22 protein-coding genes are annotated in these 24,314 nt (G+C 58.3%); 10 read left to right on the top strand and 12 right to left on the bottom strand.

Features of this window, described 5'->3' with window-relative positions:
• The first annotated feature begins 99 nt into the window (after positions 1-99).
• On the top strand, positions 100-1,929 hold the full coding sequence (locus tag ABEA08_RS02640) for a hypothetical protein (protein ID WP_345333058.1): 1,830 nt from the start codon (positions 100-102) through the stop codon (positions 1,927-1,929).
• On the opposite strand, the gene ABEA08_RS02635 is transcribed toward ABEA08_RS02640, so the two are convergent.
• Entirely contained in the window at positions 1,926-2,198 is a 273-nt protein-coding gene (locus ABEA08_RS02635) for a hypothetical protein (protein WP_345333055.1), read from the bottom strand. The genes ABEA08_RS02640 and ABEA08_RS02635 overlap by 4 nt on opposite strands.
• A gap of 3 nt (positions 2,199-2,201) precedes the next feature.
• On the opposite strand from ABEA08_RS02635, the gene ABEA08_RS02630 reads away from it, so the two are divergent.
• The 3 genes from ABEA08_RS02630 (at position 2,202) to ABEA08_RS02620 (ending at position 6,947) form a co-directional block, all read left to right on the top strand.
• Positions 2,202-4,418 carry a YjbH domain-containing protein gene (locus tag ABEA08_RS02630; RefSeq protein ID WP_345333052.1) on the top strand — a complete coding sequence of 739 codons (2,217 nt, stop codon included), beginning with the start codon at positions 2,202-2,204 and terminating at the stop codon, positions 4,416-4,418.
• A gap of 908 nt (positions 4,419-5,326) precedes the next feature.
• Positions 5,327-6,445, top strand: a complete 1,119-nt coding sequence (locus ABEA08_RS02625) for a TonB-dependent receptor (protein ID WP_345333049.1) — start codon at positions 5,327-5,329, stop codon at positions 6,443-6,445.
• Between the two features lie 220 nt (positions 6,446-6,665).
• The gene (locus tag ABEA08_RS02620; RefSeq protein ID WP_345333046.1) at positions 6,666-6,947 is read left to right on the top strand and encodes a hypothetical protein; all 282 of its coding nucleotides are present in this window, start codon (positions 6,666-6,668) and stop codon (positions 6,945-6,947) included.
• Positions 6,948-7,061: 114 nt separating this feature from the next.
• On the opposite strand, the gene ABEA08_RS02615 is transcribed toward ABEA08_RS02620, so the two are convergent.
• Entirely contained in the window at positions 7,062-8,126 is a 1,065-nt protein-coding gene (locus tag ABEA08_RS02615) for an MBL fold metallo-hydrolase (protein WP_345333043.1), read from the bottom strand.
• Positions 8,127-8,673: 547 nt separating this feature from the next.
• Here ABEA08_RS02615 and ABEA08_RS02610 point away from each other — a divergent pair.
• Positions 8,674-9,303: a TetR/AcrR family transcriptional regulator gene (locus ABEA08_RS02610; protein ID WP_345333041.1), complete on the top strand. Its 630-nt coding sequence runs from the start codon at positions 8,674-8,676 to the stop codon at positions 9,301-9,303.
• An 81-nt stretch (positions 9,304-9,384) separates the two neighbouring features.
• Here ABEA08_RS02610 and ABEA08_RS02605 read toward each other — a convergent pair whose 3' ends face one another.
• The 5 genes from ABEA08_RS02605 to ABEA08_RS02585 all read right to left on the bottom strand — a co-directional run bounded on the left by ABEA08_RS02605 (position 9,385) and on the right by ABEA08_RS02585 (position 14,157).
• The gene (locus tag ABEA08_RS02605) at positions 9,385-10,158 is read right to left on the bottom strand and encodes a phenylacetate--CoA ligase family protein (RefSeq protein ID WP_345333038.1); all 774 of its coding nucleotides are present in this window, start codon (positions 10,156-10,158) and stop codon (positions 9,385-9,387) included.
• Positions 10,155-10,445, bottom strand: a complete 291-nt coding sequence (locus ABEA08_RS02600) for a response regulator (protein WP_345333035.1) — start codon at positions 10,443-10,445, stop codon at positions 10,155-10,157. The genes ABEA08_RS02605 and ABEA08_RS02600 overlap by 4 nt, the downstream gene beginning before the upstream one ends.
• 154 nt (positions 10,446-10,599) lie before the next feature.
• Positions 10,600-11,808, bottom strand: coding sequence for a PGAP1-like alpha/beta domain-containing protein (locus ABEA08_RS02595; protein ID WP_345333032.1), 1,209 nt, complete (start codon positions 11,806-11,808; stop codon positions 10,600-10,602).
• Between the two features lie 222 nt (positions 11,809-12,030).
• Entirely contained in the window at positions 12,031-13,383 is a 1,353-nt protein-coding gene (locus ABEA08_RS02590) for an APC family permease (RefSeq protein ID WP_345333030.1), read from the bottom strand.
• Positions 13,384-13,590: 207 nt separating this feature from the next.
• Positions 13,591-14,157 (bottom strand): DUF4202 domain-containing protein, encoded by a 567-nt coding sequence (locus ABEA08_RS02585; RefSeq protein WP_345333028.1) that lies wholly within the window; start codon positions 14,155-14,157, stop codon positions 13,591-13,593.
• A 368-nt stretch (positions 14,158-14,525) separates the two neighbouring features.
• Between ABEA08_RS02585 and ABEA08_RS02580 the strand changes: the two genes are divergently transcribed.
• Positions 14,526-15,032 carry a hypothetical protein gene (locus tag ABEA08_RS02580; protein WP_345333025.1) on the top strand — a complete coding sequence of 169 codons (507 nt, stop codon included), beginning with the start codon at positions 14,526-14,528 and terminating at the stop codon, positions 15,030-15,032.
• Positions 15,033-15,086: 54 nt separating this feature from the next.
• On the opposite strand, the gene ABEA08_RS02575 is transcribed toward ABEA08_RS02580, so the two are convergent.
• On the bottom strand, positions 15,087-16,472 hold the full coding sequence (locus ABEA08_RS02575; RefSeq protein WP_345333023.1) for a CehA/McbA family metallohydrolase domain-containing protein: 1,386 nt from the start codon (positions 16,470-16,472) through the stop codon (positions 15,087-15,089).
• Between the two features lie 267 nt (positions 16,473-16,739).
• Between ABEA08_RS02575 and ABEA08_RS02570 the strand changes: the two genes are divergently transcribed.
• On the top strand, positions 16,740-17,378 hold the full coding sequence (locus ABEA08_RS02570) for a hypothetical protein (RefSeq protein WP_345333021.1): 639 nt from the start codon (positions 16,740-16,742) through the stop codon (positions 17,376-17,378).
• A 47-nt stretch (positions 17,379-17,425) separates the two neighbouring features.
• On the opposite strand, the gene ABEA08_RS02565 is transcribed toward ABEA08_RS02570, so the two are convergent.
• The 3 genes from ABEA08_RS02565 to ABEA08_RS02555 all read right to left on the bottom strand — a co-directional run bounded on the left by ABEA08_RS02565 (position 17,426) and on the right by ABEA08_RS02555 (position 20,125).
• A complete protein-coding gene (locus tag ABEA08_RS02565) occupies positions 17,426-17,845 on the bottom strand; it encodes a hypothetical protein (protein ID WP_345333019.1) in 420 nt (139 codons plus the stop codon).
• Between the two features lie 464 nt (positions 17,846-18,309).
• Positions 18,310-19,524, bottom strand: coding sequence for a sodium/glutamate symporter (gltS, locus tag ABEA08_RS02560; protein ID WP_345333017.1), 1,215 nt, complete (start codon positions 19,522-19,524; stop codon positions 18,310-18,312).
• A gap of 157 nt (positions 19,525-19,681) precedes the next feature.
• On the bottom strand, positions 19,682-20,125 hold the full coding sequence (locus ABEA08_RS02555) for a DUF3010 family protein (protein WP_345333014.1): 444 nt from the start codon (positions 20,123-20,125) through the stop codon (positions 19,682-19,684).
• Positions 20,126-20,357: 232 nt separating this feature from the next.
• Here ABEA08_RS02555 and ABEA08_RS02550 point away from each other — a divergent pair, with 232 nt between their 5' ends.
• The 3 genes from ABEA08_RS02550 to ABEA08_RS02540 are packed head-to-tail and all read left to right on the top strand — an operon-like array spanning position 20,358 to position 22,269.
• On the top strand, positions 20,358-20,648 hold the full coding sequence (locus ABEA08_RS02550; RefSeq protein ID WP_345333013.1) for a BufA1 family periplasmic bufferin-type metallophore: 291 nt from the start codon (positions 20,358-20,360) through the stop codon (positions 20,646-20,648).
• Positions 20,649-20,653: 5 nt separating this feature from the next.
• The gene (locus ABEA08_RS02545; protein ID WP_345333011.1) at positions 20,654-21,493 is read left to right on the top strand and encodes an MbnB/TglH/ChrH family RiPP precursor modification enzyme; all 840 of its coding nucleotides are present in this window, start codon (positions 20,654-20,656) and stop codon (positions 21,491-21,493) included.
• Positions 21,490-22,269 (top strand): HvfC/BufC family peptide modification chaperone, encoded by a 780-nt coding sequence (locus ABEA08_RS02540; RefSeq protein ID WP_345333009.1) that lies wholly within the window; start codon positions 21,490-21,492, stop codon positions 22,267-22,269. Before ABEA08_RS02545 ends, ABEA08_RS02540 begins: the two co-directional genes overlap by 4 nt.
• 44 nt (positions 22,270-22,313) lie before the next feature.
• Here ABEA08_RS02540 and ABEA08_RS02535 read toward each other — a convergent pair whose 3' ends face one another.
• On the bottom strand, positions 22,314-24,251 hold the full coding sequence (locus tag ABEA08_RS02535) for a family 43 glycosylhydrolase (RefSeq protein ID WP_345333006.1): 1,938 nt from the start codon (positions 24,249-24,251) through the stop codon (positions 22,314-22,316).
• Positions 24,252-24,314 lie beyond the last annotated feature (63 nt).

The raw sequence follows: 24,314 nt of genomic DNA, 5'->3' as shown, positions 1-24,314 counted from the left end.
ATATTTATGCTATTCAAGTTTTGCGGCCCGTTGGTCGCGCCGAATCCATTCTGCCAACGGGCACAGCAGTAAAATTAGGGACAAACAGGGAGTGTTATCGTGAAACTCACACCGACTCAATCTACGGTGGCGATCTTAATTACCGCCAGCTTTATCATCAGTGGCTGCAGTCGCTCCGACAGCACTGCGCCAGTCGAACCGCCACCGCCGCCAGTAACGCTCTTGGCTCCAGTCACGGTTAACTTTGCCGACACCGAAGGCGGTGTGTTGAATTCGGCCACCTTCACGTTAACCGATGCCGACGGCGAGATGATGACCGGGATTAAGGTGGACGGCGCCGACGCGACCGATACCGGCTACGCGCAAAACGATTATGTTGTGACCCTGTCGCGCGAAACCCGTGATGTTACCGATGCCTTTAGCTTCAATCTGGTCGCCACCGCGCCCGGCTACTTTGCCAATAGCTTAAAAATTGAGATGCCTGCGCTGGCCGACGTCATCGTAGAAGAGGAAGTGGTGGGTGACTACACCACCAAGCTAACCTCTAAACAACCTGCGACCGATGAAGTGGCTGTCATCGCAGCCGAAGAGACAACAACGGCAGGCGAAGATGGCGATGTGGCGGAAGAGATCGTTTTGGAAACCCCTCAACCTGAAGAGGGCGCAGCAAACGAAGAAGCCGTGGCTGGCGGTTCAACCAGCCTGACGGTTCCAGCTGGCACCGTACTGACTGACGCGGCAGGCGCCCCTGTCACAGGTAATATCACCGCCAATGTTATCCACTTCTCTAATGAGCCCAGCGGTGACACGGGTGAAAACTCCGCCCTGGATGCTTTCCCTGGTGGTCTATCGCCAGAAGGCGTGTTAAACGAAGCGGGTCAGGCGGACGATGATTTAGCTGATGTCTCCTTCGTCTCTGCCGGTTTTACCGCAATTGAGATAGCGAATGACGAAGGTCAAGTGGTTAAGGAGCTGGGCGGGCAGACAGTGACGCTTGCAATGACCATCCCGGAAGCCACTATTAACCCAGAGACTGGCGAACCGATTAAGACCGGCGATACCATTCCGCTATGGAGCTACGACGAGACCAGCGGCCAATGGAAAGCCGAAGGGGAAGCGGACGTTCTTGGCTACAACGAAGACACCAAGACCTACAGCATTGAAAAAGCCATTACTCACCTGAGCTACTACAACCTCGACTGGTATGGCGATAACTGTTCGGTCCGAATGAACCTGACTGACGTTAATGGCCAGGCAAACACTCAGCAGATGGGCATCCGCCTGACCCGTCCGGGCGGTGGCTACCGCTTCAGCACGCTGATGAACTCCGCCTTTGGCTTTGATGAATTGATACTGGCTCGTGTACCCAATACCAACTCCGGCCAGATCGTTTCCGGTGACGTATCCTTCTTCAACCCACAGAACCCCGCAGAAATCGGTTTAATCTTGTCCATCACGGATGCAGATGGCAATGCCGTAGACCTGACGGAAGCGGTCGAAGACAACAAGTACGTTGGTCCATTCTGCAGCCTGGATGGCGCTACCGTTCAGATCAACACCGGTGTGTTACCTGAGCCTGCCAGCGTTAACATCAAGATGAACCGCACCTGTCCGGCGCAGAACATCGATGAGTCCGTACCGGGTTATGTCACTCTGTACCGACTGAATGACAACGGCTCAATCCGTAACTATGTTACCGGCCGTTACATCGACGAAAACAGCGTTGGTACTGACGTCACCGGCCTGTTCGACGGTACTCGTTATCGTGCCGATGCCCGCATCTTATTCGAAAATGAAACGGTGCAATTCGACCCGCGTAACTTCCGTGCATCAGCGGACGGCACTGAATTAACCTTTACCTACAGCGACCCATCCGATGCTTGTAATGGCACAGGCGGTACGGGCGGTACGGGCGGTACGGGCGGTTAAAGCAGAAGCCCCGGTTGCGGGGCGGCTGTAAGCTTTAAGCTGTAAGCGATCAGTGAGAGCGGCAAAAGAGCAGCTGTAAGCTTTAAGCTGTAAGCGATCAGTGAGAGCGGCGGAAGAGCAGCTGATAACTGTTCGCTAATAGCTGATAGCTGATAGCTGATAGCTGATAGCTGATAGCATTCAACAGGCTGGCATGATGCCAGCCTGTTTTGCTTTAACCGGGTGCCGAGTTTTACCCGAGAGACAATAACAATTCGATAGGAAGACACAGGATGTCCTTTCAACCGCGCTTGCGCCCGCTTTCTTTGGCGATTGCCTCCCTTTTCGCCGTGCCGGCATTTGCCGCGCCGATGCCCATCAACTTCGCCCAGACCGGCTTTAGCGGTTTGCTGCGCACGCCGCACGCGGAGGTGGTGAACTTTGGTGATATCACCGCGTCGTACAATGTTGAAGACAATATTGTTTATCATCGCGACCATCCATCGGGGATATATCAACAAGGCGCCCATAAGACACTGCTTCTTGGGGTGGGGTTGTTACCCTCGGTTGAGTTTGCCGTACAGAACACCCACAAGCGCTTTAACGGCGAGGGCGGTTATCATGGCGGTGCGGGGAGCGATCTCTCCTACGCCACTAAGATAAGCTCGCGTTACCTCTTTCCCGATTCGCCGTTTAGCTTCGCTGTCGGTATGCAGGACATCACCAAGCGCGGCGATGCGACCTTCCATCAAAATCACTATGCGGTTGCCAGCTACCGCTATGGCCCGCTGCGCTTCTCGTTGGGAGGCGGCAGTGGCGATAAGAAAAACCAGATGGGCGAGGATTACCTCTCAGGCGTGTTTGGCGGGGTTGAGTATCAGGCGTTTGATTGGCTGCAGTTGGTGGCGGATCACGATGGCACCGGCGCTAACGTCGGCCTCAAGCTGAGTTCGCCACAGGGCTGGCTGCCCGACCGCTGGCGACTGGACACCGTTATCCAAGGCTACTCCAACAGCGAGACCCATAACCGAGATAACGGCTATGCCGGGGTGCAGTTAACCATCCCGCTGACCTCCGGCACCCGCTCCAGCGTGGCGGAAAAGCAACGCGCCCAGGCGCGATATGGCGCAAAGGAACCATCTGGCACGCCGCGCTCGTCAGTTTCGCCGCAGTCACCGCCTAAGCCGGATAAAACCCGTCCAGCGCCGAATGCCAATGCAACGCCGAACGCCGAGTCGCACTACTTATCTGCGGTTGAGCGGGGCCAGCTCGCCAATGGCCGTTCGGCTTCGCCGATCCAACCCAATGGCGCAGAGTCCAGTCATTCAGGCAGCGCCATTGATGTCACCGAGCGCTTGCTCAAAGCGCTGGGCGATGAAGGGTTTGAGAATATCCGTATCCAGCAACACGACGGCAAGCTTGCGGTAGCCGCGGAGAATAATCTCTATAGCTGGAATGAGATGGATGCGATTGGGGCGATTTTGGCTCAGATTAGCGATATCTATGCCGATGATTTCGAGTTCTATCTGCTCAACAACCGCATCCCTGTAATGAAGATAGAGGGCAATGGCGATGGCTATGCCGCCTTCCTCGGCGAGAATCACACCGTGGCTGAGCAGCAACTGTCGGTGCAAACCTTTGATGTGGGGCGCGAGTATGGCCAAGTAGGCTGGGACAGCGGTTATCAGTATTCCGGCGCTTGGGTGCCACGCATTAATCTGGCCCCGAACCTACGCTCGACTATTGGTACCGAGTGGGGCGTGTTTGATTACTCGCTCGCGCTGGGCACCAATCTGGTGATGGATATGTGGAAGGGGGCGTCGGTAGATGTCCGTCATCTGTTGCCGGTTTCGGCGTCGGATGATCCCAAGGCGTCAAATCGACCGGTGGCTGAGCATGTCAGCGAGATCGATCGGGCGTTGATCCACCAGGCGGTCTCTCTTCCTTATGGGGTGTTTACCCAGTTCAGTGCGGGCTTGGTCTACAGCGATTACTTTGGGGTACAGAATGAGAGCAAGTGGCAATCTCCCAGTGGTCGCCACGCCTTTCGCTTCAACGGTGGCTACTTTGAGCACCGGGACTTGGATTACACCATGACGCCCAGCCTCGGCTACTACCGTTATGCTAGAGCAGATTGGGATTGGGCATTTGAGGCCCATACCGGCGAATACCTCTATGGCGACAGTGGCTATGGCGTGCGCTCCATCCACTGGTTTGGCGATACGCAGGTCAGCATCGAGTTTAATCAAACCACCAGCACCTTCGCTGGCCTGTACTTCTCCTTCCCGCTCGGGCCACAGCGCAATATGCGCCCGCGCGGCTTCCAGGTTACCGGTACCGACCAATGGCGCTGGGGTTATTACACCCGTGCAGATTCGGGCGTTAACTACCTGAGTCCGTTCTCGATACAGCAGCTTGATCTGCAGCACAGCATCGATAGGGTCTATTTCAACCGGGATAGGCTGTCGCCGGAGTATATCCGGGCGAATGTGAAGCGGTTGAGGGAATAGAAGCGGGGAGAGCAGTTTCAAGCTTTAAGCTGTCAGCGATCAGGGAGAGCGAGTGCCCCTGCGGGGCGGCTGTATGTGCCTTCGGCACGGCTTTATGCGCTGCGCGCGGCCTTAGGCGACTCCGTCGCGGCTGTATCGGCTACGCCGGGGGAGAGCAGCTGTAAGCTGTAAGCTTTAAGCGATCAGTAAGAGCAAAAAAGCGGGCAGCTTTATGTGCCTTCGCGTTAGCGACATAGAGCGAAGGCTGCCGCCTTTTATGGCTTTCGCTTTGGTTTTGCGCGTGCAGCACTTATAGCCCTAGCGTTAGCCGTACAGCCGGAGCGCAGCGACATAAAGCCCACGAAGTAATACAGCCGGAGCGCAGCGACAGAAGGCGAAGGGCGTAGCCCTTTATGGTTTTTTTGTTTTTTGATTTTGCGCGCGCAGCGCTTATAGCCAGGCGTTAGCCGTACGGCCGTCGCGCAGCGACATAAGGCCCACGAAGTGATACGGCCGTGCCGAAGGCACATAACGCGAAGGCCGCAGCCCTTTATAGCTTTGTTTTTTGCGCGCGTAGCGCTTATAGCCAGGCGTTAGCCGTAACGCCGGAGCGCAGCGACATAAGGCCCACGAAGTGATACAGCCGTGCCGAAGGCACGTAACGCCGAAGCGCAGCGACATAAGGCCCACGAAGTGATACCGCAGTGCCGAAGGCACATAACGCGATGGGCGTAGCCCTTTATAGCCGTGCGTTAGCGCGTTAAAGCTTTGTTTCTTTCTTGAATGTACGTCCTTGTCTATGCTGGACAGTAGACTCGCGCGATAGGAAGGAAGTGATGTCAGGGATGAAGACAAATTCTAGGGTTTTACTGGGAGTTGCGTTGTGGGGGGGCTGTTGCTCGATTGCCCACGCAAAGCTAGATGGGAACTTGTACTTCTCACAGGGATTGGCCTATAGCGATGACAATGCGTTTATTGCCGATGAGGGGGAGACTGAGGCGGGGTTGCATGAGGCGATAGCGAACTTTAATTGGCGTCCTCACGCGCGTTTTCGCGTCGCCGGGCAGGGCTACTATCGTAAGCTGGGAAACCTCGACCCATCTGATTGGAATATTGATTACCTGTTTGCCGAATATCGCCTGCCCATTCCCAAAGGCAATCTGGCCCTGTCCGTGGGTCGCAATAAGAATGATCAGGGCTTTTTTACGGCGCAACAAGATACCCTGTTTACCCGTCCTGGCGTGCTGCTTCCGCAGTCGGTCTACCTTTCCTACACACGAGATGGCAGCCTCCACTTAGATGGCGCAAAGCTGAGCGGTAATCACTTCTTTGGCGACCAGCATTTTTCTTGGGACGTCGCCTATGGCGCTCTGGATATCACCGAGAACCTGCTGCGCAACTCGTTTGGCGATGCCTCAGCGGATGTCTCCGATTCACGCAGTTTCAGCGCCAGTGCGCAATGGGTCTACCGTCCTTGGATGACACTCAAGCTGTCCTACTCCGACAGCAAGTTCGATGTTGACCCCTTAATCGCCGGTTTACCTGGCAACAGTAAAAATGAACGTTGGATAGCGGGTTACCGCGGCGAATGGTCGCATTGGGAGTGGATAGCAGAATACGCTGAAACCCCCATCGATGTGAGCGGGCAAGTTCCTGCCATCGTTAATGGCCAGCCCGTTATTGTCGACGGCGCTGCGCTAACCGTCCCCGTCGGCATTAACCGCACCCAACAGGCTTGGTATGTTCAGAGCAACTACCGACTGAGCGAACCTGTCAGCCTGATGTTACGCTATGGCAGTTATTACACCGACAAGGATGACAAAAGCGGGTCAAGCTTCGTAGCTCAGGGCCAACCTGCGTGGGTGAGCTGGAGTAAAATATGGTCAGTCGGTGGCCGTTGGCATATCAACAATGACTGGTTACTGGCGCTAGAGATGCAGCACATCGACGGTCATGGTGTCTTCCCGGTGCGCATGCGCAATGTCGATGGCACCAAGCGCTATTCCCAACTCTACCTGGCCCAATTGGCCTACCGCTTCCAATGGTGATGCCAGTATGAATACGACAATCAAGCGAATTTGGACCAAATCGCTACTTATCAAATATTTACCATCCGCTAAACATCGACTTCAACGCACAGCAGTCGGCCTAGTCACGTGTGCCTTACTATGGGGCTCACTGCCTGTTTCAGCCTCCGCTATTAACGTCGTCACCCATCACCCGGCCGCAGAGCAATTGGCGCGCTCAGAGTTGCGTCAGATCTACACCATGCGCAAGCAGTTTTGGCCCGATGGCAGCGCCATCACTGTCTTGGTCTTGCCCCAGAAAAGCGATATTCACACCCAGTTTTCACGCCAGGTACTCAAGCTGCTGCCTTTTCAGCTGAGCCGTGAGTGGGATCGATTGGTGTTTTCCGGCACCGGTGAACGTCCACTCGAAGTGAGTTCTGAGCAGGAGATGCTGGAGATGCTGGAGCAGCTCCCCAATGCCATCGGCTACCTGCCCGCACAACAGATTGGACAAGAGAGCGACCTGCTGGTGCTGTTCTAACCGCTCAATATCCGAGCTCTCACCTCGGCATAAAGTAAAGCAGGGAGCCACGAGGCTCCCTGTTTTATCTGTGCGACCTTGTCTGCACCATCAGCGCACAGCACACCCCGACTATCATTGGGCCTGCGCCAAGCTCAGTGCCTCTGGGGTTTCCGCCTCCCGCCACCAAACGGTTTGCTCGAACGGTGCGCCGATCTCCACCACTTGGCCCATCATAGGGATCTTCAGGCTCTGCCCGTCCACGTTGGCGGCGGCCAATGCCCGCTCCATCGGCTCATACCAGGCATGCATTCCAAGATCGAAGGTGCCGTTATGGATGGGGATCATCGCCTTACCGCGTAAGTCACGGTGTGCCTGCACACTCTGCTCCGGCAGCATATGAATGCCGTCCCACATTTCGTCGTAGGCACCGGTCTCCATCAGGGTCAGATCAAACGGGCCATAGCGCTCGCCGATCTCGGCAAAGCCGTCGAAGTAGCCGCCATCGCCGCTGAAAAACACCCGGCTGTGCTGGCTAATAAAGGAAAACGATGCCCACAAGGTGCTGTCTCTGTCCCACAGGGTGCGACCGGAGAAGTGCTGCGCCGGCGTCGCCACCAGTTGTGTGCTACCGACGGTCACGCTCTGCCACCAATCCAGCTCGGTCACTTGGCTGGCATCAATGCCCCAGCGGATCAAACGCTGACCCACGCCCAGCGGCGCATAGAAGTGGGTGCCGGTTTGCGCCAGCCGACGCACCGAGGCTTTGTCCAGATGATCATAGTGATCGTGCGAGATCACCACGCCTGCCAGAGTGGGCAGATCGTCCAGTGCCATGGCTGGGGCATGGAAGCGTTTCGGCCCGGCCCACTGCACCGGTGAGGCGCGATCGACAAAAACCGGATCGGTAATGAAATACTGGCTATCCAACCGCAGCAGCACAGTCGAATGGCCCAGACGCACGGCCAAGTCGCCCGCGATGGCATCCAGCTCAGCCTGGGTCGGCGTCAACATCGGCAAGGACTTTGCTGGCACCGGATCAACCCGTTTCTCCAGCAATAAACGTTTGACGATGGCCCCCATATTGCCAGTACCCGACTGAACGTCCGTTGCCGAATTGACGAACTTGCCGTCCCGATATTGGGCGGACGACACCGCCTCATCCTTTGACTTGGCACAAGAGGCAACGCTAACACTCATAAGCAGGACTCCACTAACGACTAAAACCGACTTTAACCCGAACATATTCCACCCATTGTTAGGCTCTCTCACTGTTAACTGCAGATACACTTTTTGTCTTACATATCATCTAATTGCATCGACTTCAAACCCTAAGTCGCGTTGGCGACGGCAAGCAAAGGGGCGAGCCCCTCTGCACTCCCCCTACCGCTGCGTTTCGCTGTCCCCTCGCTTATGGCGTGCTCCAGCAGACACGCTGAAAGTCGCCCTTTTTCAACGACAAAAGCGGCCAGCCGCTTTCAAAAAGGGCTCCGTCCAGCTCCCGGTCTGCCTACACGCACCAACGCTCGGCGCTGCACTAGGCGGCCTAAATGCGGCGTAAACCTCGAACTACGCGATAGGGCTCAACAGTTACTCAAGACACAGCTTTTTGTTATCGACGCACTTGGTGGCTAACACGCTCACATCAAGTAAACTACACGGTGTAGTTTAGTATCTTTTTGGCAAAAGTAAACTGGTCGGTGTAATATCGGTTTATCCCTTCCGATCATCAGCGCTGGAACCCATGATGCAAACCCCTGAACAAGAAACGATAAAAAGCACGCTCAGCCGCAGCGAAAAAAAGCGGGCCGATATCCTCGCCGCCGCCAGCGCCGAGTTTCGCGAAAAGGGATTTGCCGGTACCAGTATGGATGCACTCAGCGCCCGCGCCGAAGTGTCCAAACGCACCCTGTACAATCATTTTTCCAATAAAGAAGCGCTGTTTGAGGCCATTACCGGCTCGCTGTGGGAAGCGCTCCAAGGTGTCCCCTTTCAGCCTGATCAGCCCTTGGTTGATCAACTTAAAGCCATGGCTCGACAAAAAATGGACGTAATTAACCAGCCGGATCACATCGAGCTGACTCGCTGCGTGATCGGCGAATACATGCGTCACGCACAAATGGCACAAAAAGCGATGGCGAAATTAGAGCAAAGTGAGGACGGCGTCATTCGCTGGTTTGAAGACGCGATGGCGGCAGATCAACTGCGTCAGGAAGATCCCCGCTTTGTGGCGCATCAATTCTATGGCCTACTGAAAACCTTCGCCTTTTTTCCGCAGATGATAGCTCACGCCCCAGCGCCAACACCCGAAGAACAAGACAAGATTATCGACAGCGCGGTGACGATGATCCTGGCGCAGTATCAGATCGCGCCCTAACACGGGCGCAGCCGGCGCTCAGCGTCGCAGCTACCCGCGCGCCGCGATGAAGCCATCTTATTGCTGGAGCGCAACAAACGCTTATGAGCGTTGATCCTCGATCACCACACTGTCACGGGGCAGACTGCCACTAGGCACGATGTCCACGCTGACGCCAAGCCGCAACACAGCCCTAGCCTGAGCCACGATCCGGTCGAGATCCAGCCGGGTGTCGGCCTGCGCCTCGCACAGTAGCGTCAATTGATCTTGATGCGCCTGCTGGGTGATCACCGCGCGGATCCGCGCCATGCCGCCCACCTCAACGCGCAACGCTTCCAGCTGGGCCGGATGGACAAACAGCCCCTTCACCTTGGCGGATTGATCCGCCCGTCCCTGCCAGCCACGCAAGCGCAGGTTGGTTCGGCCGCAGGGACTGGTGCCGGACAACCATGAGGACAGATCGCCAGTGGCAAAGCGGATCAACGGGTATTCGGGATCAAACCGGGTCACCACCACCTCGCCGATCTCGCCCGATTCAACCGGCTCGCCAGAGCCTGGACGCACGATCTCAACCAGTAGCTCCTCATCCAGGCTCAAGCCCTGATCGATCCAACTTTCATAGCCGATCAAGCCAATATCGGCGCTGGCGTACGCCTGTAGAACGTCCATGCCCGCGTCACTGAAGCGCTGACGCAGAGCGGGGGGCAGGGCTTCGCCGGTCACTAAGGCGTGGCGAAACGACAAACGCTGACCCTGCGCTTGTGCCTTCTCAAGCAATATGTTCAAAAACGAAGGGGTGCCGCAGTACCCCTGAGGTTGCAACTGGGCGTTGATCGCCAACTGCAACTCGGTTTGACCCGGTCCGGCTGGGATCACACTGCAACCGCAGGCCCGCGCACCGGAATCAAGAATGAAACCGCCACGGGCAGTGCCGGGAAGGTTTGCCGAATGTGCATCAGGGTATTGAATCCGTGCGCACCGGGAATGTTGAGATCCAGCAGCAGATCCGGCAGTGGACTCTGCGCGAGCACGCATTCCAGCGCTTTGGCGGAGTCGGCCTCTCGCACCATCAGGCCGGTGAATTGCTGCTGTAACACGCCGGCGACCGCTTGTCGAAACAGCGGATGATCATCCGCCAGAAGAATAGTGTCAGGTTGAACCATAAAACGTCCCTGTTGCGCGCCAGAGCGCGGGCAGCCAAGACAAGCCACATGGCCACAGAATTGCTGTTGTTATCCCTAAGCTCGGGACGTATATGCCCAACCTAAAAGAAAAGACCGCCAAGCTCAATCCTCAGAGCGATAGCCCGACTGTACCTTATGCCAACCAATCCTTTAACCGCTCAAACACCGTGGGATCGCCCAGCAGATCGTTATGGCCCATGGAGCGCCCGACCCAGCAATGGCTGGGCGGGTACGCCAGCGCATAGTGCGGTAAGCGATGCCGCCCCAGGGCGCTATTGAGACTGACCAAACCATCGCCCACCAGTTGCTCCGAGCGGATCCCGCGCTGCTCTGAGCGCACGGCGGCGATGGCGTAGCAATCCACTCCGCTTGGCAGCGGTACAACCTGGCGCTGATCCTGGCCGAGCACAAAGCGGTCGCGCCCGCCCCAGTCATGCTCGGTAATGTGGCCATATCGCAGATCGGTGATCCCGCGGCTGCGCAACTGGGCCAAACGGGTGAAGGGGGCGGAATAGGGACTGGCTGGCAGCACCACGTCGATCAGGTTGCCGCCTTTCTCCAACAAGGCGCCATGATGCGGCGTGCCTAAGCTAACCATCTTTTGCAGCTGGGCAGGCCAGTGATCGCCCCGCTGCTGTCCATAGTAGACGGCGCTACGGGCGAGCAGGCCGCCCATGCTGTGTCCGACCATCGCCAGCTGCAACGGCACTTCAAGCTGTTCGCTCAACTGCGCCAGCTGCTGCGCCAACTGCTGGCCGTTATCAGAGATAGGACGGCCGGTGTTGTAATAGAGATAGACGGGACACAAACCCAGCGCCTCGGCTAGGGCCAGACCGTGGTTATGCTCCCCCTGCTGCCACAGGTGATCGTTCATGCACAGCCCGTGGATCATCAACAGCATCCGGCCGTTATGCGCTTTGAGGGTTTGTGCCAAGCTCTCGGTCGACAACGCCACACCATCTTGACGCCACTGCATCGAGATGGCCAACGGGTTGTCCCGCGCTTCGAGATGATCGCCCAAGACGCCATTGAGGATGGCGACCAGTCGCTCCCGCTTCGCGGTGCGCGGCTGCGCATCGATGCGCTGACCCAGCTTGGCCAGCGGCTTATCCAAGGTTTTACCCAGCCAGTGGCTGTAGGAGCGGATCCCCCGATAGACATAACGGCTGATCCCACGGGTGCGCTTGCGCTCGACCGGTTGCCGATCCAGCGCCAGGGTCGCGATGGTCTGATGCATCGATTCGACAATATGGGTCACTGCCACAATCGCCTCCACAGTTAAGCGGGTGCTGCCCTGCAGATCGTTCGACGCCCTGTTGTGATTATCCGACTCCGGTTTCATCGCACCCTCCCTTGATGATCATCCCCCTGTACCCAGCGTCTGGCCACAGCCGGCGACGGCAGGCCCGGTAAGGGATCGGCACACCCCCCAACCGGTCATCCATTCAACATAAAGCAGAGTCGATGGCTTTACAGCCCCTGCCGTCAATTAAACCGGCCGGGGCCTTGTGCGGGACGCCAGCCCGATGGCTAGGGGCGCATTACCGGCAGGATAAGACGCTGCCTAGCATTCGGTCGCCGGGCACAGCGGCGCTGCTCGGCCGATACGACGCCAGTACAGGGTCGCACCTATGCCCCACCACAGCAGCAGCAACAGCTGCGATGCGCCGGACAACTGAGCCGGAGAGCCCGGCAGCAGCAACAGGGCGCAGAAGCCCAGTGAGATCAGGATCGACACCACGCCCAGCCAGGCACGCTGACCGGCAGCTCGACGGGCCTTAAAGGCCACCACAGACACATACAGAAAACCGATGGTGATCCCCATTGAGGCCATATCAACGATGTTCAGCAAGAAGTGGCGCCCTAGGAAGATCGAGCCTAAGCCAAACAGCACGCCAAACCACACGCCGACGTACGCTGCGCCGCCGGCGTTCTGGCGGGCAAAAGCCTCAGGCAACAAACCGGCGCTGGCCATGGATGACAACATCCGGGCGCTGACCATCAAAAAGCCGTTGATCCCGGCTAGGATGGCCCCCCCCATCGCCAGCGTCAGCAACAACATGCCCGCCATGCCAAAGTGGCGGAACACACCGTCGCCGGTGGCCCAGGCGGCCGCCTCGGCTTGGCGAGGATCAAACCCATTAAGGGCGAAGGTGGCGTAGTTCACCAACAGATAGAGCAGTGTGCCGATCAGCACGGAGGCGGTCAGCAACAGCGCCACATTGGCGCGACGCGAGCGCAGGTATTTGCTGATCTGCGGAATGGTTTCAAAGCCCACAAACGCCCAGGGGGTGATGGCCACGATCGCCCAGAAGCCGGAACGATCGATGGCAAACACGCCCTCTTGGGCGGTCCAGGCCAACGACGGCGCTTGGTACAGGCTCATGAGGAAAATAACCCCCATGGCGGTGACCATCACCGCGGTGATCCCCAACTGGGAGCTGGCCCCCAGGCTGACCCCGCGCGCATTGATGATCCCAAGCGCCAACAACACCACGGCGCAGACCATGATCTCCAGCAGATACACCTCCCAGCCGCCACTGGTATAGAGGTAGCCGACATGCAGCAGATCATCAGCGACAAAGCGAAACAGCAGCGGCAGCGCCGTGACATTAAGGGCGACGATGGACACATAGCCCAGCGCGACGCCCCAGCCATAGAAGAAGGCGTGTTTACGCCCCAACGAGGCGATGACCCAATCCAGCGCGCTTTGCTGGGCACTCAGCCGGCGCGCGCTCATAAAGGCGTAAGAGGAGGAGACCAGTAGGATCAACAGGGCGCCGAACAACAGCGCCAGGCTGCTGCCAACAAAACCGCCAGCGGGGAGGAAGAGATCGCCGGGCAACACAAACGCGCCCCAACCGATGATACTGCCGACACTGATGGCAAGGGCGTGGCGCGAGGACAAATAATTCAAAACAAAACCTTTGGGTAGCTGCAACCCAAGCACCCTACCTCGCCCCTTGCGCATTAGCCAACCCAGCCGTTTGAATTGAGATCCAGACACTTTTCGTCGCTGACAGCCTCATTCAACACTGCGATCACACCAGTGACGGCGGTATGTCTGCCTCACGACGCCGATCGCACAGGGCTCGCTGAGCGCGATAGCCGGTGGCAACCCAACCTAAGCGAGGGCCTTCGCCACCAAAGCCAAGGCCTCTGGCGGCAGATCCAACTGCAGCGCTTGCTGCTGAGCCCGCTCGGACATCTTGCCCCAGGTCTTCTGCACGATGGCGATGAGCTTCGCCTCCTCATGCCTGGCGGAAAAGGACAGAAAGTCGTGCTCAATGAACACCAGGCAGGCGCAATCCTCAAGCAGCTGCACCTCCGCGTCTCGCTTGATCCCTTGCTTGCGGATGATCCGCGCGGTGCGCTGTTGCGCCGCCTCATCGAATCCCTGGGCTGCCATTACCGCTAACGCCTTGTCGGCGTGCAGCTTGGCCAATTCGGTGCGCCACTGCAGGTAGCCAGTTCGCCCCATCGGATAGGTACTGCGCGGAATGGACCAGCGGCACAAATGCTGGCTGCGCACGGCGATCTGCAGCTCGGCCGAGCCCTGTGGCGCCAAGCGCTTGAGCCAGCGGGTCATGCGCTGGGCATACAAAAGTTCGGCCGGTTGGCCATCGCGCAATGTGGGATCTTGCGCGTGCAGCGCATCAATGGCCAGCAAAGTCAGTTCGAGCTGCGACATAACGTCATCCTTTACGTGGGAACAGCGAGACGGTTGGCCCGAGTCTATCAAACCCGCGTCTCAAACCAGAGTCGCAAACCGGCATTGAGCCATAACCTGACACCGCCCGCCCAGCCCGGTTGCGCCGCCCTGACAGCACATCCAAAGTCTGGGCATAAGAACCGTGGCCCCAATCGCACCCTGAATCCCAGTCAGGGCTATCGTCACGCTTTCACAAAAAAAGCGCCCGTTCGGCGCGCCGCCCTGCCGACGCTACACAGATATGAGATAGTAAGCTCATCAATGACGACTCAAGGAAGAGCGTGACGTACCGGCATGTCCATGCCGCTCATAAGGAGAGGGCCCATGGCCCGATAGTGAGGTTCCCTATGCCGTTGTCCTTCGACCCCCTACTTTGGCTCAGCCTGGGCTTAGCCCTTTACGCCACCGTTCAGATCCATCTTATCTTGCGTCGACTCGACGCCGCACCTGGCCAGTCCGCTGTTCAAGCCAAACCGCCTCAACTCGCAGTGAGCAACAACCCGAGCAGCCCATTGCCCTTCAACCGCAGCGCCAAATTCACCGTGCAGCACCATGCCGTCGCCGCGCGTTACATCGCCCATGCCGATAACGCGTACAGCCTGAAGATCTGGAATTGCGGCCACCATGTGATCAAGCAACTGCGACTGGAGTTGCCGGCCGGGCAAACGGTGCTCTGCGCAGAGACCATCGCCGCACACTTTCCGATGGAGCAACTCAATCAATTCCAATCGATTGATCTGCCCATCAGCGTGGATGACGAGGCGGGGCGCCTACCCGCCATCGCCCTGTCTTGGCTCGACGACCAAGGCCAGCCGCAACACGCTCAGCTCGCCCCAGGCTTAAGCTGGGTATAAAACAAAAAGCCCCAGCGTGCTCGGCACGCTGGGGCTGAGTTTACAAGCAGACGCTTAGCTGCCCTGCCAGAAAATGGGGTTGGTGTAGAACCAGAGATCCTGCCAAGGGTCCAATACCTGCTCATTGACCTGAGGCTCAGGGTATTCGCCACTGGTACCGCGCAAACGGACATAACCATTGCCGTGCTCTCGCGGCAGCGTCACCGTCAGCTCGATATGGCCGTCCTTCACCTGCCAATCTTGTGGGTACAAACGCTGGCTCACCTGAGTCGTGCTATTGCGATCCGCTTGCGCCACCGCCGCCTCGCTGATCGCACCGGTAATGATGTCGATCCGCTTCAGCTCTGGACGATCGCCGTTAAAGTTCGGTCCCTCAGGCAGGCTGATCCGCATCGACAAGCGCAACTCGCTCTCATCCCCCACCGACAGGCTCTGGCCCAAACTGGCTGTTGCGTCATTCGCACCGCGCAGGGACAGATCCAGCCCATTGATCAGATCGCCAAACACCATAAAGCTACGGCCATGGCGCAGGGCATCCATGATGTCCGCCGGCTCATTGCGGGCATAGACATAGGTCTTGGTGTACTCACCCGGCCAGAAGTCCCGCCCTTCATCGCTGACGTGGATATGGCAATCGGAGCCAGCGCTGATCCAGAACTTTTGGCCACTGCCGAGCAGGTGATCCCATGGGCCACCGATCACCGCAGTCATCTGATCAAACCCATTTAGCGTCGGCGACTTGTAGTAGCTGCCACGATTGTCAGTGCCACCCTGGTGGCCCGGCGCCGCCACCATGCCGACAAACACCTCAGGATCGGTCTCATGCCAGATCTTCAGCTTTTCCGGGGTCACCCGCGCCCACTCCCCGAGCCCCGTCGCCTGACGGCTCGGATGGTTTTTGATGATCAATGCCTTTTCCTGCTGCTGGCCCAGATAGCGGATCCCCGCCTGCAGGTGCTCGACGGTATTGCGCTGCCGGGTCAGGCTGCGATCTTCCCGGATAGAGAAGTCGCGCTGAAAGGTCACCATCACCTCGCGCTCATCGGCGTTGATCGGCACCATCACAGTCGCATGCTCCCCGGCGGGCACATCCAACTCGATGCCAAAATACTGGTGCACCTCGGGGACCGCCTGGCGTGCGGCCAGCAGCTCCGGATAGGCTTCCTTGTCGAGTAACTGGCTGTGCTGCGGGCCGCCGTGATCGGTGTTAACCAACCAGGCGAGTCCATATCGCTTGGCAGCCTGCGCGTTGTCCAGATAACTGTGCGGGCTGTCACCGCCCTTGACCGGACTCCAAGGATCCGTGCTCTTGTCCCAGCTCACACTCCAGTGGGTGTGAGCATGGTGATCCCCCGCCAGCCACTGCCGCTCAGCTCCCTGTACCCCGGCGCTCAGCGTCATCGCCAAGGCCAGCGCTACCATCCCATTGTTCTTATTCACAACCTGTATCCCATATGTCAACGCGCCCAACGCATCGGTTGGCACCAATGATGCAGTACCCTAATGGTTTTTAAACAGAATTGACGAGAGCTCGATCAGAACTCATGCAATGCAGGCCAACGCTTCGGACGTTCGGGCGGTGCGCCTAAACGGCCCCGCCATCGACGATGGCGCCCAATCACTGATAAAAGATTGAACTGTGTACAGGAAATATTCAGCCATGGCGGGCACAATAAAGCTTACTGCCCACTGCTGCGGAGATAGCTCATGCTCAGAGCTTCACGTTTATTGACCGGTGCGATCGGCGCACTGCTCATCGTCACCCCTGCCCAGGCCGAGCTGCTCCCAGTCGAGCCGTCAGGCTTCCAACACTTCAGCCTCGAAGCGGGGGTGGATCTCAGTCAGTATCAAGCGATCGCCCTGTTGCCCTGTGACATCAGCTTTCATAAAAACTGGCAACGCAATCAAAACAGCAATGCCCTCAATTCCCGCCGCATGCGTGATCGCGACGTCGAGCAACAGCGGGACAATATGGCCTCAGTGTGCGAACGCAACCTGCGCAAACAATTCATCGACGACGGCTATGAGGTCGTCAGCACTGAGATCAGCGGACCGCAGATCCTACTGGTGAAGCCGATCATCACCGAGCTCGATATCCGCGCGCCGGATCTCAACAGCACCAACATCGAGCGGCAATACGTCAATAATGTCGGCGAGATGACCCTGGAGCTGGGTCTGTACCACAGCGAAAACCGCAAACTGCTGGGCCAAGCCAATGATTGGCAAGAGGGCTGGGATTTTGGCTATCCCAGACAGGTCAATAGAACCACCAATAATGCCGAGTTTGGCCGTATGTTCCGCAGCTGGGCCAGCGCCCTCACCAAGCTGATGAGCCCCGAGTCGTAACCCCAGTCGCAGATCAAAAAACGCCTCAATTTGAGGCGTTTTTCAGTTTATCGATGGGATTGCGCTCGACTGCGCTGCATCCGGGCGATCCGCCACAAGCGCCAAGCGATGGCAAATCGACTCAGAGTAAAGCTCCAGATCAGCGCCATCACGCTGCCTCGGGCGATGAACTCAGATCGCGTCAGTTCCGCCACCATCAAAGACTCCTGGGCCATCCCCGCCACGGTAGCACCGGCGACACCAAGCAAGGTCATGCCGATCATCGCCACCCGATCGCTGCCATTGGGGGCGGCTGGGGCGATCTGCTGCCACTGGCGATCAAACATCGCCATGCCGCTCATCGCCAGATAGTAAAGGCTCAGTCCGCCGCAGATCAGCGTCACAAAAAAATCCATCCCGTCCAGACGCAGCAGCAACAGAAACAGGGTGGTCAGGGCCGCAATGGCCAGTTTGAACTTGATGGACATAGAAGTGCCGGTACAGTCTTACCGTAAAAAATCGAAGGGGCCATGCTATCCGGCCCCCCTGTGCAGCTCAAGCAAAACCGAACCGACACTGAGTTTGGCTTAGCCACACTAAAGGGCTATGTCTGAGTTAACTGTTGAACGTGCCCATCAGGTTATTTTGCCGAGTAAAGCTGATGTTCCCTGCTTTTACGCCGACTTTGAGTCGCCCGAACGAAAGGGATATAGGCAAGGTCGCAGGCCAGGATGGCCGAAGTGGTGCGTGGAGACAGGGATGTCGACTCACGCCAGTGCCGCAGAAACTATCCCTGAAAGAGAGGGTTAGCGACGAAGGTCGGCAAAGGGAGAGTGCAGATAGGGCTTGCCCTCTTTGCTTGCTGTCGCCAACGCGACAAGGCGACGGGCGCTAGGGTTCGCGAACCAAAAATAGCGATAATATGCGCCGCAGCTAATTGCGACGCAGCCCATTAGAGCCCGACAAAGAAACCAATGACGATGGCATTGACGATATCGATGAAGAAGCCACACACCAGCGGCACGATAATAAAAGCCTGATGCGAGGCGCCGTATTGGCGCGCCACCGCGGTCATATTGACGATGGCTGTGGCGGTCGAGCCTAGGGTAATGCCGCCGAAACCGGCACTGATCACCACCGCATCGTAGTTGCGGCCCATAAAGCGATAGACCAGCAAAATGGTGAATAGGATAGACAGGGTGATCTGCAAGCCCACCGCCACCGAGATGTACCCCAGCAAGCCCTCCAGCTCCCACAGCTTTAATCCCATCAGCGCCATGGTCAGAAACATGCCCAGACAAACATCGGAGATCAACGCCAGTCCCATCTGCCCCTGCGCCTGCCAGCGGCCCGGGGCCTTCTTCAGCGCCCGAGCGACATTGCTGATCACGATCCCCGCCATCAGGCAGCTGACAAAGGTGGGCAGATTCACTCCGGCCTCCTCCAACGCCTCATTTAAGCCATAACCCAACATCAGGGTGATATTGAGCCAGAGCCAGGCCCAGAGAAAGCCGTAGTAGCTCAACTGGCCCTGCTCGCCATCGCCATGACTGACACCGATATCAAGCTCATGGTCATCCGAGGGCTCGATGTTATGACGTTGGATCAGATAGCGGGCGATCGGTCCGCCGATCACGCACGCAGCGATCAGGCCCATGGTATTGGAGGCGATCCCCAGCTCCATGGCATTGGCGATCCCCAGCTCAGAGACAAAGCGCGGCGCCCAGGCGATCGTGGTCCCCACCCCGCCGGTCAGGCTGATGGAGCCGGACATCAGCCCCGCTTTCGGATCCAGCCCAAACGCGCCGGCCACCCCCATCGCCATGGCGTTTTGCACAATAATGAAGCCCGACGCCAAACCCAACAGGATAAACAGCGGCTTACCGCCATTGAGCAAAGATTTGATGTCCGATTTAAGACCGATCCCAGCAAAGAAATAGAGCAACAGGATATCCCGCACCTGCAGCTCAAACTCGACCTGACGGCCAAAGCCGTAATAGAGAATGGCAACCGTAGCGGCGCAGACAAAACCGCCGATCACCGGCTCCGGAATGGAGTAGCGGCGCAACAGCTCAGAGCGAGTCGTCAGGTTTTTACCGACAAACAGCAGCAGAATAGCCAGAGTAAAGGCAACAAAAGGTGGGACGGTGATCAACTGAGGTTCCATCAGCTCACGCTCGCTTAACCGGAGTGTGCCTTTAACATAGAGGATCGGCCAAGCAAACAACAGGTTCGACGGAGGGCCTTGAAGGCTAGGGAGCCATAGCGCAAACCACAGGTACAAAAAAACCGGGCATCAGCCCGGCTTTCTCTGCTTCACTCGCTTACTCTTCAGGCTGGCCGAAGATCTGCTCATTGTGGAAAGCATACGCCGCTTCAAACGCTGGCTTCTGGAACTTCTTCAGCCCCATGGCATCGAAATCCGCCATCGGAGGGTTACGCTTGAGCTGCGCTTTAATGGTACCCGGGCTGATCAGGGACACATCCTGCTCGCACAGCTGTATCAAGGCTTCCAACTTAAAGCTGGCCGCGCTGCCGGCAAACTTGCCCTTGTGGTGGCGCTCGATGATCACCACGTGATCCACCTTGTAATCTTCCATCAGCTTCTGGAAGGCAAAGTAGAACTTACGGGTGGCTTCCGTCTCGCCGATCTTCGGTGCCGGCATGGATTGCTGGCGACAATCCGGCAGGTAGAAGCTCTCCACCTTATAGTCCAACAGACACAGCACGGCTTCCGCGCCTTTTAACTCAACACCACAAACTCTCATGTCTCACCCGGTGATCTTCAATAATGGCCGCCATTGTAGCCGAAAACCGCCACAGATCGCGCACTATCAGTTGAAAACGTTGCCGAGATAAAGAACAACGGCGCAGAAGCCAACCCAACTCATATTCTCGGTGATTTTAATTCAAGAACAAACGCGTCTAACACAAACGCAAGCAAACCCCACCGATCCCGCTCTATGTTGAAGACACTCCGTCAACCGAAAGGAACAAGAGATGAGCCACTCCACTGCACTGAAAACCACGCTGGCCGGCGGCGTCGCCGCCAGCTTTACCCTGGCCGCCACTCAGGCTTTGGCGGTGCCAGATCAGCCCAAGGCCTGGGAGAAATGCGCCGGTGTCGCCAAAGCGGGGATGAATGACTGTGGCGCGCTGGATGGCAGCCATGGCTGCGCCGGGCAGGCCGAAATGGACAACGATCCGAACGAGTGGGTCTACGTACCGCAAGGCACTTGCGAGAAGATCGGTGGCAAGGTTGCCAAGGTGAAGCCCGCCAAGGCCGAGTAACGCCGATGCGCGCATTGCCACCCCACGCCAGCATCAGCCTGCGGGAGACCCATCTGGCCCAATTGCTGGCGCAGCGTCCGCCCCTGCCCTTTATTGAGGTGGTGGCGGACAATTTTCTCGCCCTGCGCGGCCCCCATTACGCCGGGCTGCGCCAGCTCTCAGAGCACTACCCCATCCTGCTGCACTGTGTCGGCTTCTCCTTCGGCTCGGCCCAGCCACCGGCTCCCGACTACACCCGCAAGGTGGCGACCATGGCGCAGGAGCTTGGCGCCCTCAATGTGACGGATCACCTCAGCCTCAGTGCCTTAAACGATGAGTTCATTCACGATCTACTGCCGATCCGCTATCACCCGGATAGCCTCCAGGCCCTGTGCGATAATCTGAGTCGGGTGCAGGAAGCCCTGCCCGTCCCACTGTTACTGGAAAACCCTTCCCGCTATCTGGCCTACGCCGACGATGAGATGAGCGAAGGGAACATGATGACCAAATTAGTGCAGCGCACCGGCATTGGTGTCCTGATGGACATCAACAATCTGTATGTCACCGGCCATAATCTGGGGCTGTGTCCCCAAGCCATGCTGGCCGACTATCCGCAGGAGGCCATCGACCTGTATCACCTGGCGGGGCACCACGCCCAGCCGCCCCTATTGGTAGACAGCCACAGCGCCGCGATCTGCCCCGAAGTCTGGCAGTTGTATGAATATGCCATCACCCAGATCGGCCCCCGTCCCACCATCATCGAGTGGGACAACCAACTCCCGCCACTGCCAACCCTGATAGAGCAGGCGCAGCTCGCCCAAGCTTACCTTCAGGCCGCGCCTGTACTGGACGGAACGACATCGTGAACCCAGATCCCCTGCGTCATTTTCGCCAGTTCGGTGCCCAGGGCTTTGCCCCCTCGGCCGATCCCGCCGCATTGGCGACCGCACTTTCCATCTACCACAACAATCGACTCGGCATACGCCGCCGCGCCGTCAGCCTCAGCTACCCGCTGACCGAACAGCTGCTGGGTAAGCCCCTATTCCGGCCGATGCTCAAGGCCTTTTGCCATCAGGCGAGCATGCCGCACGCCCTCGAGCACAGCGGCGCCGGGCTACTGCACTGGCTCCGGGCCCAACCGCAAGGGCCAGCGCTGTTTGCCGACTACCCCTTCCTACCCAGTCTGCTGCGTTGGGAATGGGCCCATCATCTGGCCTATCACAGCGAACGCTACGATCCCGCCTCGCACGAGCGCTGCGATCTCTGGTTGCGACATCCCAGCGAACCGCCACCGTGGCGATTGCATCCGGCCCTGTCGGTGCTCAGCTCACGCTATCCCTTAGCGGCGATCGTCGCTCGGCTCACGGCACTGAGCCAGGGACGTGCAACCGAAGGGCTCGCCATCGAACGAGGCGATCGGCGCTGCTGGGCAGTCTGGCCAACACTGGACAACACCGCCGTTGCACAGCTCACACCGGCGCAGCGACGCTTGTTGCGCTGGCTGAAACCCCCTCAGCCCGCCAGCCTCACGCCGGAGTTGTTCAGCCCCTTGCCGCAATTGCTCAAGCGCGGTTGGCTGGTAGCTCGAAACGATTCAGCGCCAGTGCTCCGCGATTTACATTCCTCTTTGTTTTTCTCCTAAACTAAGCGCCACCCGTAGGTGGCGCAATGGTTCATGCAGGCAACTCAGTCAGCGCAGCGCACCTTGCCTAACTTGGACACGCCAGTTTCGTTAAAGGCCTCGATGGCGAAGCAGTAGCCACTGTGCAGGTTGAGCGAGCGGATCTCCTTTTTGCCCTCCAACTCACCGACAAACTCGTCATGCCAGATCTGATAGGTGTGGTACAGCTTGTCCTTGGCATGACCGAAGCGGATGTTGTAACCCACGGTTTCCTGGCCAGATCCCTGTTTGGCATCGCTTTGCGGCGTCCAGGACACCACAGCGTTGCGGCGATCGCCTTGGCGTTCCACCTTGAGGCCCTTCGGCGTCTTCGGTGCCTTGCCCGGCGCGTTACCAAACACCCGGATCGCACTCAGCGCCAGGTGCTCGGTAGGCACATGCAGGTTCTCAAACTTAACGAAACGCGCCTCTACCGGCTCATCCAACTGAATATAAGGGTTGGCCCGGTTCTCCTGAATGGCGCTGTTGTCCGCCACTACGGTCCACTCTTCGCCATCGCTGGACAGGCTCACCCGGTAGTGGCTGTAGACTCGCGCCTTGTAGTCCTTCAAATCGCTCTCCCGTGGCATCAGTGGCGTCAACTTCTCGGCGTCGACCAGATGATCCGTGTAGTTGAGCTGAATGGCCCGTACCGTCTTCTCGCCCTGCAGATCCATCACAATGTGTTCATCGCCATTGCTCTGGGCTAGCCAGTAGCTGCGCGGTTCCTCGTCACTCAGCCGTGCCGCTTCGTGGCCTTCAACCTCGGAGCTGGCGCTCACCGGCTTCTGGTAGGAGAGCAGCATCCAGCCGGTGAACAACTCGGTGGGATCCTGATACTCGCCGGTGGGCGCATACTGAGGGAAGTCGGCGAAGCGGCTGGTGCTGTAAAGTTGGCCGTCGGCGTCGATCGCCCCCGGCAGCATGACCAGACGGCGCTCAAACACCCAGTTCACCCCCAGCCAGCTGGTGCCGGAGCGCCAGACGTTGCCGTGTTCGTCGCGGAAGGTGTTGCCGTGGCCCGCGCCGTGGACATAGCCGCCTGGCTTGTAGGACACCGGATTGTGCTCCTGATAGACAAAGGGCCCCAGTGGCGACTTGGCGGTGTAGACCCCGTCACCGTAGACATTGTTGTCGGTGCCCGGCGCGGCGTAGGTCAGGTAGTAGGTATCGCCATCCTTGATCAGCTCAGGGCCTTCGCCGTAGGGGCGACGCTCCTCGGCGCGGTGATCCCAGCCCATCCGCTCCCAGCCGTGTTGATCCGGGTACAGATGCACGAAGGAGCGCAGGAAGCGATCCACCTTGATGCCATTTTTCTGGGTTTCGTTGAGCTTGGCGCCATACAGCGGGTGCAGGTGAGAGCTGCCCCAGAAGATATACCACTGATCGCCCTCATGGTAGAGGGCCGGATCCCACAGGTGCTTGTCGCCCACGTTGGGGAAGCCCAGATCCTGCTCCAGCATGCGCCATTGGCCGCTGCGCGCGTCCTCACTGACAAACAGCTCCGGCTTGCCGCCACGGCTGGAGGCCATCAGGTAGATCTGGCCGTCCTTCACCGCCGCCGCAGGGGCGATCATGTCCTTGTAGATGTAACCTGTGTCCGCCTCGGTGCGAATGCCACCGGAGTTGCGCTCCCGCTCGCTCTTCTCATTGAAGTAGCTCACCGGCCAGTCGCCCTGAGGCACGATGTGCTCCCAGCTCACCATATCTGCGGAGTAGTAGTAGCCGCGATTATGGGTACCAAACAGGTAGTAGCCGCGCTGCTCGCCCTCGGCGTCCAGGTGCACCATCACCGGATCGGCGCCCATACGGGCATTGAGCCCGGCTACGCCCGGATAGGCCATCCGCTGCTCGATCACCTCGGCGTATTGATATTCCACATCCATGGGGTTGATGTAGGTGCCGGCGCTGACGCCACCACTGAGCAGGCTAAGCGCCACCGCGCTCATTGAAAATGTGTTCACTGAATTCACCAGTCATAACGGTAATTGGCGGGCCCGCTTGGGTGCAGGCCCGCGTGGAAAATC

Source organism: Ferrimonas pelagia (assembly GCF_039543565.1).
GTDB lineage: Bacteria > Pseudomonadota > Gammaproteobacteria > Enterobacterales > Shewanellaceae > Ferrimonas > Ferrimonas pelagia.
This window is presented reverse-complemented; position numbering and strand designations above follow the sequence as displayed.

What these genes read in the sequence shown, in the direction of transcription:
- ABEA08_RS02630 (WP_345333052.1), top strand. Translation starts at nt 2,202, where the DNA reads ATGTCCTTTCAACCGCGCTTGCGCCCGCTTTCTTTGGCGATTGCCTCC.
- ABEA08_RS02620 (WP_345333046.1), top strand. Translation starts at nt 6,666, where the DNA reads ATGCGCAAGCAGTTTTGGCCCGATGGCAGCGCCATCACTGTCTTGGTC.
- ABEA08_RS02615 (WP_345333043.1), bottom strand. Translation starts at nt 8,126, where the DNA reads ATGAGTGTTAGCGTTGCCTCTTGTGCCAAGTCAAAGGATGAGGCGGTG.
- ABEA08_RS02610 (WP_345333041.1), top strand. Translation starts at nt 8,674, where the DNA reads ATGCAAACCCCTGAACAAGAAACGATAAAAAGCACGCTCAGCCGCAGC.
- ABEA08_RS02600 (WP_345333035.1), bottom strand. Translation starts at nt 10,445, where the DNA reads ATGGTTCAACCTGACACTATTCTTCTGGCGGATGATCATCCGCTGTTT.
- ABEA08_RS02595 (WP_345333032.1), bottom strand. Translation starts at nt 11,808, where the DNA reads ATGAAACCGGAGTCGGATAATCACAACAGGGCGTCGAACGATCTGCAG.
- ABEA08_RS02585 (WP_345333028.1), bottom strand. Translation starts at nt 14,157, where the DNA reads ATGTCGCAGCTCGAACTGACTTTGCTGGCCATTGATGCGCTGCACGCG.
- ABEA08_RS02580 (WP_345333025.1), top strand. Translation starts at nt 14,526, where the DNA reads ATGCCGTTGTCCTTCGACCCCCTACTTTGGCTCAGCCTGGGCTTAGCC.
- ABEA08_RS02570 (WP_345333021.1), top strand. Translation starts at nt 16,740, where the DNA reads ATGCTCAGAGCTTCACGTTTATTGACCGGTGCGATCGGCGCACTGCTC.
- ABEA08_RS02565 (WP_345333019.1), bottom strand. Translation starts at nt 17,845, where the DNA reads ATGTCCATCAAGTTCAAACTGGCCATTGCGGCCCTGACCACCCTGTTT.
- gltS (WP_345333017.1), bottom strand. Translation starts at nt 19,524, where the DNA reads ATGGAACCTCAGTTGATCACCGTCCCACCTTTTGTTGCCTTTACTCTG.
- ABEA08_RS02555 (WP_345333014.1), bottom strand. Translation starts at nt 20,125, where the DNA reads ATGAGAGTTTGTGGTGTTGAGTTAAAAGGCGCGGAAGCCGTGCTGTGT.
- ABEA08_RS02550 (WP_345333013.1), top strand. Translation starts at nt 20,358, where the DNA reads ATGAGCCACTCCACTGCACTGAAAACCACGCTGGCCGGCGGCGTCGCC.
- ABEA08_RS02545 (WP_345333011.1), top strand. Translation starts at nt 20,654, where the DNA reads ATGCGCGCATTGCCACCCCACGCCAGCATCAGCCTGCGGGAGACCCAT.